Here is a 13,154-nt window from a genome sequence, read left to right on the forward strand (position 1 = left end):
TGGGCAGGTCTGAAGCGATCGGACGACCCGGAACAGCGCCCTTCGTCCTGCTCACGCAGACCGGCGCGGCGGTGCGCCGGCGGGTGGCAGCGCGAGATGGGTGGTGAACCAGTCGCGGGCCAGCTCCGCGGCCGTGGACAGGGTGCCGGGCTCCTCGAAGAGGTGGGTGGCGCCGGGGACGACGGCGATCCGGTGGTCGCTGTGCATCCGGTCGGCGGCCAGCCGGTTCAGGCTCAGGACCCGTGTGTCCTGCGAGCCCACGACGAGCAGAGTGGGGGCCCGCACCCGCGCCAGCGCGGCGGGCGTGGCCAGGTCGGGGCGGCCGCCGCGGGAGACGACCGCGCGGATGTCGAAGTCCTCGGCGGCTGCTTCCAGGGCGGCGGCCGCACCGGTGCTGGCCCCGAAGTAGGACACGGGCAGGCCGGTTTCGCGACGCAGCCAGACAGCGGCGGCACGCAGCCGCCCGGCGAGCAGGACGATGTCGAAGACGTTGCGCCGGTCGCCTTCCTCGTCCTCACCGAGCAGGTCCAGCAGGAGTGTGCCCAGTCCGGCGCGGTTCAGGACGTCGGCGACGTACCGGTTGCGGGGGCTGTGGCGGCTGCTGCCGCTGCCGTGCGCGAACGCCACGACGGCCGGTGCCCCGTCGGGCAGCACGAACCGCGCGGACAGCCGAACGCGCCCCGCGGGCACCTCGACCTCCCGGTTCGCCTGCGGGGGAGAGGCGGAGGACGCGGGCGGAGAGGGCGGCGCGGGGCGAGCAGCCCGGGCCAGGAGGTCGGTCACCTCGGCGTCGCCGACCTGCGCGAAGTCGTGGTACCAGGCGCCGACCGAGCCGAAGAGACGCGGCGACTGCAGACAGACCACCCGGTCGGCCACCTCCTGCAGACGGAGCAGGGTCCGCCCCGGCCCGACCGGCACGGCGAGCACGATCCGGGCCGCGCCCTGACCACGGACGACCCGGCACGCGACCGCGGCGGTGGCGCCGGTGGCCAGCCCGTCGTCCACCACTACGACCGTCCGCCCGGCCACGGGGACGGGTGCGCGGTTGCGCCGGTAGCGGGCCACCCGCCGTTCCAGCTCGCCCCGCTCGGCCTGCTCCACCGTCCGCTGATCGGCCGGGCCCAGCCGGGCCTCCTCGATCACGTCGTCGTTGAGCACGCGCACCCCGTTCTCCCCGACGGCACCGAACGCCAGCTCGGGCTGCCAGGGCACGCCCAGCTTGCGCACCACCAGGACGTCCAGCGGAGCGTCGAGTTCCCGCGCCACTTCGAAGGCCACGGGCACCCCGCCCCGCGGCAGCCCCAGCACCACGACGTCCTGGCCGTGCAGGTACTCCAGCCGCCGGGCCAGCCTGCGCCCCGCATCCGTACGGTCCTCGAAACGCATGGGCCACCTCCTCATGCGCACCCCGCCGATGCGGTGGTGAGACCGCCTGTCCTTTCCCCTCCCATCGTCTCCCGGATCAGCGAGACGGACCACGGAGCTCGCACCCGGACCGGGGACCCTGGCACGGCCGGACGGCGTGAGGACTCCCGCCACCCATCAGTCCGTCTCCGCTCGGGCTTCGACGTCCTCGATGCCGGTGGGCCGGCCGGCGCGGTTCCACCGGACGTACAGGCCGCCGGCGATGAGGAGCGTGGCCACCATGGACAACACCGGCCAGCCGCGCAGCAGGTTCACCAGCAGGGTGAACGCCACTGCCGCAGCGGCGACACCGTTGACCCAGGCCAGTGCGGGTTTGTGCTCCTGCCGGGCGAAGCGGGTCATGGCGAGCAGGCCCACCAGGAAGCTGACGAAGACGGCAACCGCGTAGAAGAGAACCAGCTCCTGTTCCTGGCCGGCTGCCGCGACGATGACAAGCGCCGCCGCGGCCAGGTACACGACCACTGACCAGTACGGGGTGTGATGCCGGTTGGTCCGCCCGAGCACCGGCGCCAGCACACCGGGCCGGTCGGCTGTGCCGGACAGGGCCTTGAGCAGGCCGGGTCCGGCCTGGAAGGAGGAGCTGGCGGCAGCGAGCAGCAGCAGCGCACTGGTCAGCTGGAAGGCGCTGTAGAGCCAGCCCGGACCCGCGGCGGCGTGCGCGATGTCGGCGATCTGGGTGGAGTCGCTGCCGGGGATGCCGATGTGCAGGCGGACGGCGAGCGCGGTCAGGGCCAGGGTCAGCCCGCCGACGATCACCACGAGCAGCGCGAGCGTGCCGCGGCCGAAGCGGCGGCGGTGCGTGTCGTCGAGCTGACCCAGCTGGGCGATGGCGGTCGACGGTGCCTCGATGCCGGTGGCCAGCGCCATCGCCACCGGGAAGGCCAGCACGACCGCGAGCATCGCCGAGCGGCCCGGATCCGCCGTCGACGCCGCGTGACCCACGCTGTGCGGAGCGGCGAAGCCGAGCACCAGGACGGCCACGGAGACGACCACGAACGCCACCGTCATGACGGCGAACAGCAGCCGTCCGCCATGCCCGAACCAGGTCAGCCCCGCCACCACGAGCAGCAGGACCAGCGCCAGCGGGATACGGACCGGAGCCAGCGCCGGGAACAGGGCGATCACCGCGCTGGCCGCGGCGGCGATGGAGATGCCGATGGTCAGGACGAAGTCGACCACCAGGGCACCGATCGGCAGGAACGTCCAGCGCGGCCCGAACGCCCGCGCCGCCGCGGCCGCCGCACCCCCGCCTTTCGGGAAACGGCGCACCAGCTGCCAGTAGTTGGCCGTGACCACGACGACCAGCCCGATCACCAGACCCATGGTCGGCAGCAACAACGCCATATCCCCGTGCAGTGCCCGCAGCGCAGCCTCGATCGCATACGCGACGGAGGACACCGGGTCGGCGATCACCGCGAAGGCGAAGGCGAAGAAGAGGACGGAACGGCGCGGTGCGCGTCCGCTCAGGCGGGAAGGGGCTGCCGTGATGACGGAGGACCGACCGATGGCTGGCACGCGAAAACCTTTGCTGAAGACGACGAAGGACACTCGCCGACCAGGCTTCCCGGCTCACCGCCATCAACGCTACGTCAAGAAGCCGACAGCGTGCCGTCAAGGAAGCGTCAAGGTCGTGGAGCGCTGCTGCCGGCTTTCGAAGCCACGCTGCCCGGACACGGCCCCGCAGGAGACACCGGCGGGGCCGCGGTGTTCGGCCTCAGCGCTCCCGGTCAGTCCTGATAGCCCACCAGGGCCATCATCCCGGCCTCGCCGTGGTAGGCGTTGTGGCAGTGCAGCATCCACTGCCCCGGGTTGTCCGCGTCGAAGAACACCGACAGTGTCTTCTTCGGCAGGACGATCGCGGTGTCCTTGCGCGGGCCGCCGCTGCCGATCTGGTAGGTGTGGCCGTGCAGATGCATGGGGTGCCACATGGTGGTGGCGTTGACGAAGTCCAGCCGGACCCGCTGCCCCTGCTCGACCCTGATCGGGTTCGCGGTCGGGTGGTTCATGTCGAACCGCTTCCCGTTGATGGCCCAGTTGTACGTCATCATTCCGCCGGTCAGCTCGATGCGGTGGACGCGGTCCGCCTTCTTGGACGTCAGCCGGACGTCGTCCGCCGCGCGCAGCTGCGACGCTGTCATGATCATTCCGTCCAGTTCCCGCGGGCGGACGGCCGGCCCGGGCGTGAGGCCCGCTCCTGTACGGACCAGCGCCATGCCGGTGGCGTTCTTGCCCTCCGCCAGTGCGACGAGGGGGAAGACGCCGTCGTCCAGGGTGACGAGGGCGTCGTAGCGCTCGCCCATGCCGATCAGCACGGCGTCGACCTGCTGGTGCCGGACCGGGAAGCCGTCGGTGTGGGTGATGGTCAGCCGGTGGCCGCCGAGGGCGACGCGGTACGCCGTATCGCTGCCGGCGTTGATCAGGCGTAGCCGTACCCGTCGGCCGGGCTTGGCACGGAAGACCTCAGGGTCGGCCGGGACACGGCCGTTGACCAAGTGGTACGGGTACTTGACGTCTCCGGCGTCGCCGCCCAGCAACCCGCTTTCGGAGCCCGTGAGCATGAACTTCATCGACATGCCGCCGGAGGAGGACGAGGGGGACGCCGACGGCGAAGCGCCGGAGCCGGCCATGTTGCCGCCGCTCATGTCCATCCCGGACATGCCCCCCGTGCCGTCGGAGGACGAGCCGGATCCGGAGCCCATGTTCATTCCGCCCATGCCCTGCCTCAGCTCGGCGAAGGCCTCGTCCGGGGTGCCGGTGACGCCGTCGAGCCAGTCGTCCAGGACGATCACCCACTCCTCGTCGTACGACAGCGGCTCCTTCGGGTCCTCCACGATCAACGGCGCGTACAGGCCCCGGTCGAGCTGGACTCCGATGTGCGGATGGAAGAAGTAGGTGCCGGGCGTGTCCGCGGTGAACCGGTAGGTGAAGTTGCGTCCCGCCCGGACGGCGGTCTGGGTGGCCGGCGGTACGCCGTCCATGTCGTTGCGCAGGGCGATGCCGTGCCAGTGGACGGAGGTGGTGGCACGGTTCGGCAGCTGGTTGGACAGCGTGGCGGCCAGCGTGTCACCGGCCGTGACGCGCAGCTCCTGGCCGGGGGTCCGTCCGCTGAAGGCCCAGGTGCGGGCTGTGATGCCGGCGCCCAGTTCGACCGTGGCCCGGGCCGCGGTCAGGGTGAGTTCGTGTGTCCTGCCGCTGTGGGTGCGCTTCTTGTCGGCGGCCGCGACGGCCGCCCCGGACGGACTGACCAGGGCGGGCGTGCTGCCGGAGCTGCTGCAGGCGGCGAGCGCGCCCGCGCCTGCGACGCCGAGCCCGGCCAGCAGGACGGAGCGGCGGTTCATGCTGTTCACAGGGGGTGTCCTTGTCTCGATATCGCTTCTGTAGGTCGTGTGCGGGCACGGCTGGGCACACGCGTGAACGCGCCCGGCCGTGGGCTGCGGCCTACAGCAGGAATCGAGAGAGGACGGAAAGGTCGGGTGGGGAGCGGCCCGTCGTTCCCAGGACGTCCCGGCCGATGGCTGAGCCGGGGCGGAGGGCCGGAGCACAGCCAAGGGAGGGCTGGTGGGGCGGCGCGAGCTTCACGGTGTCGACGCCGGCGGCGGAGCAGTGCTGCGCGACCGTGACGGAGCATGCCCCGTTGCCCTCGGAAGCGGTCGGGGCTGCGACGCCGGGCCGCACGGTGTCCCCGCTCGGGGGACGGGGCATGGCCGGTACGGCCGAGTGGTGCATGCCCGCGACGCTGCCGGCCTCCGCGGCCCTCGCGGCAGGCACATGGGTGGTGAGGGCCGCGGCTGTTTCGTGGTGGACGAGAACGGCGAGCGCCGCCAGCAGCGCGATGACGGCACCGCGCACCCACCGGAGTGCGGCGCCGTGAGCAGCACCCTCCCGGTGATCGGCTGTCGCCATGGCTTCCGTCTGTGCTCGAGCTGAAACGGCCTGTCGCGTGCAATATACCCCATGGGGGTACTGGGAGGGTTGGGATGGCAGGGCGGTGAGAGACCCCTCCGCCCGGGGGAGCGGCAGGATCGAGACGTTCTCCCTGGCCGGCTGGATGGCCGTGGTCGAAGAGGGACTGCACATTCGCAGCACCCGGGGCGAGCGGGGCCGGACGGCTCTCGCCGGGACCCGCGCGGGTCGCCGTGGAACAGTGGAGGAGTGGCCGAAGGGGGTGCAGGATCCGCCCGCTGAGGTGCACCGCGGGCCCAGAAGGACGCGATGAGTCCCCCTGACCTCGCCGCCCGCTATCCGAACCTCCAGGTGCGGGGCGAGCAAACGGCCGACGCCCCGGACGTGGGCCTCCTCGCCGCTGCGCGCAGCGCCGGTCTGCTGGTGGTCGGTGCGCGAGGCTCCGGCGACTTCGACGGACTCGCGGTCGGCTTGGTGGCCCCTTCGGGCGGCTGCGGCAGCCGCCTGCCCCGTCGTGCTGACTCCCACACAGCCGGCAAGGGGCTTCGGGGACGGGACACAGGTGGCGGGTGGTGCTGCCCAGGTGGTGGTGGGCTTCGACGCACACCGCCGGGCCGGTGAGGTGGCGGAGTACGCGTTCGCAGCCGCCGAGGCGCGCGGGGCGCATCTGCGGGCCGTACAGGCATGGGCCTTTCCCGCTGCCGCTGCCCGGTGGCAGTCGTCCCGCACATCGACTGACTCCGCAGACGTTCAGCCGAAGAACACCTGGAACTCGTCGTACAGCGACGGATCCACCAGCTTGGTGTGCGCGGTGGCGTCGGCGAGAGGTATGCGGACGATCTCGGTGCCGCGCAGGGCCACCATCTTGCCGAAGTCACCGTCGTTGACCGCGTCGACGGCATGCAGCCCGAAGCGCGTGGCCAGCCAGCGGTCGAAGGCGCTGGGGGTGCCGCCGCGCTGGATGTGACCGAGGACCGTGGTGCGGGCATCGGTGCCGGTGCGCCCCTCGATCTCCTGGGCCAGCCACTCGCCGATGCCCGACAGCCGCACATGGCCGAACTCGTCCAGCGTCCGGTCCTTGAGGACCATCTGCCCCTCTTTGGGGACGGCCCCCTCGGCCGCCACCACGATCGGCGCGTAGTTGATCCTGAATCGGCTCTTCACCCACGCACAGACCTGGTCGATGTCGAACGGCCGCTCCGGGATGAGAATCACGTTGGCGCCGCCCGCGACACCGGCCTGCAGCGCGATCCACCCCGAGTGCCGCCCCATCACCTCCACCACCAGGGTGCGCATGTGCGACTCGGCAGTGGTGTGCAGACGGTCGATCGCCTCCGTCGCGATCCCGACGGCCGTGTCGAAGCCGAAGGTGTAGTCGGTACCGGACACGTCGTTGTCGATGGTCTTCGGCACGCCGACCAGGTTGATCCCCTGACGGCTCAGCTCGGTGGCCACGCCGAGCGTGTCCTCGCCGCCGATCACGACCAGCGCGTCCACATCGTGTGCGGCCAGCGTGTCCTGGATACGCCGCACCCCGTCCTCGTGCTTGAACGGGTTGGTGCGGGAGGAGCCGAGAATGGTTCCGCCGCGCGGAAGGATCCCCCGCACCTCGGGGATGCCCAGCGGCACGAAGTGGCCCCGGAGCGCACCGAGCCAGCCGTCCCGCAGACCGACGAAGTCGAAACCGTACTCCTGGATGCCCTTGCGGACGACGCTGCGGATCACGGCATTGAGACCGGGACAGTCACCGCCACCGGTCAGCACTCCCACCTTCATGGTTTCCTCCCTTCAGCCAGTCACCTCACCCGGCCGTGAGGGGACGGTGAGGACACCTGACGTGAACTCCGACCGCCGGCGGGCTCCCTTTCCATCATGAGCGACGGTCCTCCGCCGGGCGACCTTGCGCCCCATGCAGCGCGGCCCCACTCGACCCGACTCCGGCAGGAGCCGACCGGTCATGGTCACGCGGCGCGGCGGGCAGGCGGCTCGGAGGCCGAGGTGCGGGCCACGGCTGATGCCGGGCTGGATGCGCGCCGTCGGTAGACCAGGTACGGGCGGGCGAGGTAGCCCACCGGGACGCTCCACACGTGGACGAGGCGGGTGAACGGCCAGGCGGCGAAGAGGAGGCAGGCGGTGAGGGCGTGCAACTGGAAGAGCAGCGGCGCGTCCGCGATCGCCGCGGGCCGGGGCTGGAGGGTGAAGATGCCGCGGAACCAGACGGAGACGGTCTCCCGGTAGTCGTAGCCGCCGCCGAAGACGTTGTGCGCGGCGGTGGCGCAGATGCCCAGCAGGACCGTGGCGGACAGCAGCGGGAAGAGGAGCTTGTCGCTGCGGTCGGTGCCGAGCCGGATCCGGCGGGTCAGCAGCCGCCGCGCGCACAGCATGCCGAGCCCCGTGACATGGCCAGGCCCGCCACGGAGCCCAGCCGGACGGCCGTGGTGTGGTACGCGTGCTCGCCGATGCCGGCCGCCTCGGTCCAGGACGCGGGCACGGCGAGCCCCACCACATGCCCGGCGATCACCATGAAGGCGCCCAGGTGGAACAGCGGGCTGCCCCAGCGCAGCCAGCGGTGCTCGAGGAGCTGACTGGTGCGGGAGGTCCAGCCGAACTGGTCCTGCCGGTAGCGCCACACATGCCCGACCACGAACACGGCGAGGCAGATGTACGGGAAGGCGACCCACAGCAGCAGGTCGGCGCCGCTCGTGGAGACGGCGGCCAGGGAGGGGAGCGCGGCGTTCATCGACGGTCCTCGGTGGGTCCGGTGGAGGGGGACGGCGCACGGGTCGGCGCCGCGGGCAACGGCGGCACGAACGTCTCCGGCGGGGCGAACTCCCCGTCTCCGTAGGCGCCGTAGGCCTCGAGCCCCACCTGTTCGTCGGGCGGTCCCTGGGCGGCGAGCTCGGCCACGGCCGCGAGATCCGCCTCCGTCGGCGGCGGCAGCAGGGTGCGCAGCGCGCTCAGCACGTGCTGGTACGGAGAGTCCGCATCGGTCAGGGCCAGGTGGATCAGTTCCAGCCCGCGCCGGTGCAGTCGCAGCGGCGCCTCGCCCGTGCCGGGGCCGGCGAGCGCAGCGAACTCCAGGACGACCGGCAGGTGGTCGGGAAGTTCGCCGCCGTCGGTGTCCCATCCGGCGGCCCGGTAGCGCCGGGCGAGGGTGAGCAGCGCCATGCCCCGGCGGCGGGTGTCGCCGTGCAGGTAGTACGTGAGGTAGAGGCTGCTCCTGCGGCGCAGGTCGAACATCTCGACGTAGTGGCGGGCCAGTGCGTCGAGTTCCTGGCCGGCGAACCAGGCGGTGAACGTGGTCAGTTCGGTGGCGGCCGGAGACTCCGGCAGCGCGGCCACGGCGGACGTCAACGCGGGCCGTGCGCCAGTGAGTTCGGAGTCCGGGTACTGCAGGAGCAGCGACAGCAGGCGCAGCAGCAGGGCCCGGCGGTCCGCCTCCTCGGGGGTCATCCCCGAGCGGCGCCGGACGGCCGCGCGGATGCGGGCGCGGGCGATGGCCGGGACGGTGGCGGGCAGGGGGCTCATGAGCGTCCTTCCGGGGACGAACGGCGCAGGGTGGGCAGGCCGAGCATGACCCGGCGTCCGGACGGCTCCCCGGCGGACTCCACCGGGCAGCGGTTCTCCATCGCGCTCAGCGCGGCCGCGTCCTCCTTGTGGGCGGCCGGGACGACATAGCCGGTCGGCGTACTTGGCGACGGCCAGCAACAGGTGCAGGTCCTCGGCCTCACGGGCGGTCAGGCCGACGGCCCTTCAGTGCCGCCTCGTCGCCGTCCTCGCCCAGGGTGCGCTGATGATGCCGTCCTTGACGTACACCATCCACGAGCAGGAACCGGTGCAGTTCAGCCGTGCGTGGAGCGCACTACCTTGTCGTGGGCCCACCGGTGCAGGTAGAAGCCCTCCCACTCGCCGTCGTTCACGCCGAACACGGCACGCCCGTCCGCCGACACCTCACGACGGGTCAGCAACCGTCGGGCGGCCGGCGGCCAGCCCCCTTCAGCACGACCAGGGGCAGGGCACGCGGTCTCGTCGTTCTCCATGGGACCGGACGCTAGGCGGCGCATGCCTTGCTCGGCCCAGGGCCGACGGCCCCTGCCAAGTGGTCTTTCGGCTCAGTTCTGCTCCGGAGCGGGGGCCGATGGTCCCGGTGGGCCTGGTCCGGGCGAGGCGGGCGGAGGCGGCGGACCGTGTCGGGCCGGTGCGGGTGCTGGGCGTCGCCCTCGCTGTGGTCCCAGGTGGTGACCCGTCTCCGGCCGGCGGGTGGCCCTCGGCGCCCGGCACCGAGGGCCGACCGGCCCTCGTATCGACGCCGGTCAGCCCATGTGATCCCGCCCCGTTCCGCTGGACGCTCGAGGTGGAGAGAAAACCTGGAGGAGACCGCGATGACGGACCACACGACCAGCGCGCCCCCGGTCCACGCCCTGCTCGCGGACGGCACCATGGTGTGCATCCGTCCCGTGGCGGCAGCCGACCACGAACAACTGCAGGGCCTGTACGAGGAGATGTCCCCGGCGAACCTGCGGCTGAGGTTCTTCGGCGCCAGTCGGCGTTCCGCAGAGATGGCCGCCGACCGCGCCTGTGCATCACCCCACCCCGGATACCGCGCGCTGCTGGCCGAGCGGACGGGCCAGGTCATCGGCCTCGCCGAGTACGACTCCGGCGGCGCCGGCGGCGAGGCCGAGATCTCCATCGCGGTCGCCGACGGACTGCACCATCGCGGCGTCGGCACCCTCCTCGTCGAACACCTCGTCTCCGCCGCACGCGCGGAGGGCATCACCTCGTTCACCGCCGACGCGCTCAGCGAGAACCGCGAGGTGCTCCGGCTCTTCGCCGACCTCGGCCTGCGCGTCGGGCGGCGCTTCGAGGGCCCCGAGGTGCGCTGCACCATCGCGCTCGACGAGGACGACGCCTACCTCTCGGCCGTCGAGGAGCGCGGCCGGGCCGCCGACATACTCAGCCTGGGCCCCCTGCTGCGGCCGCAGGCGATCGCCGTCATAGGGGCCGGGCGCAAACCGGGCTCCGTGGGCCGGGCGATCCTGCACCACCTCAAGGCCGGCGGCTACACCCGCCGCCTGTTCGCGGTGAACCCCGCCGCGACCTCCCTCCTCGGCGTGCCCTGCCACTCCTCGGTCGGCGCCCTGCCCAGGACCCCCGACCTCGCCGTCGTCGCCGTGCCCGCCGCCGCGGTCCCCGCCACCGCCGAGGAGTGCGGCAAGGCAGGCGTACGGGCTCTGCTCGTGGTCACCGCAGGGCTCGACGCCGACCAGGCGCAGGCGCTCATGGCGGCCTGCCGCACCCATGGCATGCGGCTGGTCGGGCCCAACTGCCTGGGCCTGTCCAACACCGACCCGGACCTGAGCCTGGACGCGACCTTCGCCGCGACCCACCCGCGCCCCGGCACGGCCGGCGTCGCCGTGCAGTCCGGCGGGGTGGGCATCGCGCTCCTGGACGGGCTGTCCCGGCTGGGCATCGGCGTGTCGTCCTTCGCGTCGCTCGGCGACAAGTACGACGTCAGCGGCAACGACATGCTCCAGTGGTGGGAGAGCGACGGCCGCACCCGCCTGGCGCTGCTGCACCTGGAGTCGTTCGGCAACCCGCGGGCCTTCTCCCGCACCGCCCGCCGCGTCGCGCGCCGTATGCCCGTGCTGACCGTCGACGCGGGCCGCACCGACGCGGGCCGGCGCGCCGCCGCCTCGCACACCGCCGCGGCCGCCACCCGCACCATGACCCGTGGCGCGCTCTTCACCCAGGCCGGCATCACCGCCACCCGCTCGGTCGGCGAGCTCCTCGACGCAGCGGCCCTGCTGCACTCCCAGCCGCTGCCCGCGGGACCCCGGATCGCGATCGTCACCAACGCAGGCGGCGCCGGAGTCCTTTCCGCCGACGCCTGCGCCGAGGCGGGACTGACCCTGCCCGCGCCCACCCCGCACCTGGTCGACGACCTGCTCGCCCTGCTGCCCGACGGCGCCGCCGCCGGCAACCCCGTCGACGCCACCGCGGCCGTCACGGAGGACCAGCTCGCGAGGTGCGTCGAGCGCCTCATGCGGCACGGCGATGCCGACGCCGTCCTGGTCGCCCTGGTGCCCACGGCGGTGGCCGCGGCCACCGGCGACGACCTGGTACGGGCCGTGACCCGGGTGTCCGGACCCCGCCCGAAGCCGGTCGTGGCCGTACGGCTCGAACAGGCGCTGCCCGTGGAGCTGCTGCCCGCAACCGACGGCGGCACCGTCCCGTCGTACGCCGAACCCCAGGCGGCGGCACGGGCGCTGGCCCACGCCGTGCACCGCGCGGAGTGGCTCGCCCGCCCCGCCGGGACCGTCCCCGACCTCGACGGCGTCGACACGGCACGTGCCCGCTCCGTCGTGGAGACCTACCTCGACGCCCATCCGGACGGCGGCTGGCTCGGTCCCCGGGAGTGCGCCGCACTCCTGGACTGCTACGGCATCCCCCAGTCGCCGTGGGCCTGGGCCGAGACCGAGGACGACGCCGTCCTCGCCGCCGACCGGCTGCGCGGCGCCGACGGCCGGGTGGTCATGAAGGGCCACTGGCCGGGCCTGCTGCACAAGACCGCGGAACACGCCGTCCATCTCGACCTGCGCGGCGACTCCCAAGTGCGCGCCGCCTTCCGGGACTTGGAGACCCGCTTCGCCGGCCTGCTGACCGGCGTGGTGCTGCAGCCGCTCGCCGACCGCGGCACCGAACTGTTCGCGGGCGTCGTCCAGGACGAGGTCTTCGGCCCGCTCGTGCTGTTCGGCCTCGGCGGCACCGCGACCGAGGTCCTCGCCGACCACGCCGCCCGCCTGGCCCCGCTCACCGACCACGACGTGCACGACCTGATCACGGCCCCGCGCTGTGCGCCGCTGCTGTTCGGTGCGAACGGTGCGCGGCCCGTCGACCTCGAAGGCCTCGAACAGCTGCTGCTGCACCTGTCGCGGATGGCGAGCGACCTGCCGCAGCTCGCCGAGGCCGACTTCAACCCCGTACTCGCGACACCGGGCGGAGTGACCGTGCTCGATGCGCGGGTGCGCCTGCTGCCGCGCAGGCCCCACGACCCGTATCTGCGCCGACTCCGCTGAGGAGGAAACGTTATGAAGCACGACAAGGTCGGCTCCGTGATGACCACGGAGGTCGTCCGCGCCGAGTACGGCACCCCGTTCAAGGAGGTGGCACGGCTGCTCGGCGAGCACCGCATCAGCGGACTGCCGGTGGTCGACGAGGACGACAAGGTCATCGGAGTCATCTCCGAGACCGACTTGATGATCCGCCAGGCGGAAGCGCCCGATCCCTATGCGCCCAAGCAGCGCTTCCGGCTGGCCGATCTGGCGCCGAGCGCCAGGAGGCAGGCGGCGAAGGCCAGGGCGCGCACCGCCGGCCAATTGATGACCGAGCCGCCCGTCACCGTGCACGCCGACAACACCATCGTCGAGGCCGCCCGGACCATGGCCCAGCACCGCGTGGAGCGACTGCCCGTCCTCGACGAGGCGAACCGGCTCGTCGGCATTGTCACCCGCCGCGACCTGCTGGGGGTCTTCCTGCGGCCCGACGCGGACATCCGCACCGAAGTCATCGAGGAGGTCCTGGTGCACGCGCTGTGGCTGGCGCCGCGCACCATCGACGTCTCCGTGACCGAAGGCGTGGTCACGCTCTCCGGACACATGGAACGCAAGAGCGAGACGGAGATCGCCGTGTCCATGACCCGTCAGATCGACGGAGTCGTCGCCGTCGTGGACAAGCTCAGCTACCGGCTGGACGACGCCAAGATCCAGCCCCAGGAGCAGGCCCTGCACGGCGTGGCCGACGACTGGCTGCGCAGGCTGTGAGAGGAG

The 13,154-nt window shown here is 72.6% G+C and carries 9 protein-coding genes and 2 pseudogenes; 3 read left to right on the forward strand and 8 right to left on the reverse strand.

The genetic code is table 11. The features are described from left to right. Positions 1 to 51: 51 nt before the first annotated feature. The 4 genes from ACFY10_RS32155 to ACFY10_RS32170 form a co-directional block, all read right to left on the reverse strand. The gene (locus ACFY10_RS32155; RefSeq protein WP_390668734.1) at positions 52 to 1,386 is read right to left on the reverse strand and encodes a phosphoribosyltransferase family protein; all 1,335 of its coding nucleotides are present in this window, start codon (positions 1,384 to 1,386) and stop codon (positions 52 to 54) included. A gap of 156 nt (positions 1,387 to 1,542) precedes the next feature. Beyond that, a complete protein-coding gene (locus tag ACFY10_RS32160) occupies positions 1,543 to 2,940 on the reverse strand; it encodes an amino acid permease (protein WP_390668735.1) in 1,398 nt (465 codons plus the stop codon). 212 nt (positions 2,941 to 3,152) lie between these two features. Beyond that, positions 3,153 to 4,772, reverse strand: a complete 1,620-nt coding sequence (locus ACFY10_RS32165; protein ID WP_390668736.1) for a multicopper oxidase family protein — start codon at positions 4,770 to 4,772, stop codon at positions 3,153 to 3,155. 91 nt (positions 4,773 to 4,863) lie between these two features. After that, positions 4,864 to 5,328, reverse strand: a complete 465-nt coding sequence (locus ACFY10_RS32170; protein WP_390668737.1) for a hypothetical protein — start codon at positions 5,326 to 5,328, stop codon at positions 4,864 to 4,866. A 309-nt stretch (positions 5,329 to 5,637) separates the two neighbouring features. On the opposite strand from ACFY10_RS32170, the gene ACFY10_RS32175 reads away from it, so the two are divergent. Then, positions 5,638 to 5,949 carry a hypothetical protein gene (locus ACFY10_RS32175; RefSeq protein WP_390668738.1) on the forward strand — a complete coding sequence of 104 codons (312 nt, stop codon included), beginning with the start codon at positions 5,638 to 5,640 and terminating at the stop codon, positions 5,947 to 5,949. 129 nt (positions 5,950 to 6,078) lie between these two features. Here the strand turns inward: ACFY10_RS32175 and ACFY10_RS32180 are convergent, their stop codons facing one another. The 4 genes and pseudogenes from ACFY10_RS32180 to ACFY10_RS32195 form a co-directional block, all read right to left on the reverse strand. Further along, complete coding sequence (locus ACFY10_RS32180) at positions 6,079 to 7,104, reverse strand: 6-phosphofructokinase (RefSeq protein WP_390668739.1); 1,026 nt, start codon at positions 7,102 to 7,104, stop codon at positions 6,079 to 6,081. Positions 7,105 to 7,289: 185 nt separating this feature from the next. Beyond that, positions 7,290 to 8,068, reverse strand: a pseudogene (gene narI, locus ACFY10_RS32185) (respiratory nitrate reductase subunit gamma). Continuing rightward, positions 8,065 to 8,856, reverse strand: a complete 792-nt coding sequence (gene narJ / locus ACFY10_RS32190; RefSeq protein ID WP_390668740.1) for a nitrate reductase molybdenum cofactor assembly chaperone — start codon at positions 8,854 to 8,856, stop codon at positions 8,065 to 8,067. The pseudogene narI and the gene narJ overlap by 4 nt, the downstream one beginning before the upstream one ends. Positions 8,857 to 9,093: 237 nt before the next feature. After that, positions 9,094 to 9,368, reverse strand: a pseudogene (locus tag ACFY10_RS32195) (hypothetical protein); the annotation flags it as partial. A 342-nt stretch (positions 9,369 to 9,710) separates the two neighbouring features. On the opposite strand from ACFY10_RS32195, the gene ACFY10_RS32200 reads away from it, so the two are divergent. Continuing rightward, positions 9,711 to 12,404, forward strand: coding sequence for a GNAT family N-acetyltransferase (locus ACFY10_RS32200; RefSeq protein WP_390668741.1), 2,694 nt, complete (start codon positions 9,711 to 9,713; stop codon positions 12,402 to 12,404). Between the two features lie 12 nt (positions 12,405 to 12,416). Next, entirely contained in the window at positions 12,417 to 13,148 is a 732-nt protein-coding gene (locus ACFY10_RS32205; RefSeq protein ID WP_390668742.1) for a CBS domain-containing protein, read from the forward strand. The last annotated feature ends 6 nt before the right edge of the window (positions 13,149 to 13,154 follow it).

The sequence above is a fragment of the Streptomyces sp. NPDC001401 genome (assembly GCF_042895385.1).
Classification (GTDB): Bacteria; Actinomycetota; Actinomycetes; order Streptomycetales; family Streptomycetaceae; genus Streptomyces.

Excerpts from the sequence above, each read along its gene's own strand:
- ACFY10_RS32155 (WP_390668734.1), bottom strand. The coding sequence starts at position 1,386 with ATGCGTTTCGAGGACCGTACGGATGCGGGGCGCAGGCTGGCCCGGCGG.
- ACFY10_RS32170 (WP_390668737.1), bottom strand. The coding sequence starts at position 5,328 with ATGGCGACAGCCGATCACCGGGAGGGTGCTGCTCACGGCGCCGCACTC.
- ACFY10_RS32175 (WP_390668738.1), top strand. The coding sequence starts at position 5,638 with ATGAGTCCCCCTGACCTCGCCGCCCGCTATCCGAACCTCCAGGTGCGG.
- ACFY10_RS32180 (WP_390668739.1), bottom strand. The coding sequence starts at position 7,104 with ATGAAGGTGGGAGTGCTGACCGGTGGCGGTGACTGTCCCGGTCTCAAT.
- narJ (WP_390668740.1), bottom strand. The coding sequence starts at position 8,856 with ATGAGCCCCCTGCCCGCCACCGTCCCGGCCATCGCCCGCGCCCGCATC.
- ACFY10_RS32200 (WP_390668741.1), top strand. The coding sequence starts at position 9,711 with ATGACGGACCACACGACCAGCGCGCCCCCGGTCCACGCCCTGCTCGCG.
- ACFY10_RS32205 (WP_390668742.1), top strand. The coding sequence starts at position 12,417 with ATGAAGCACGACAAGGTCGGCTCCGTGATGACCACGGAGGTCGTCCGC.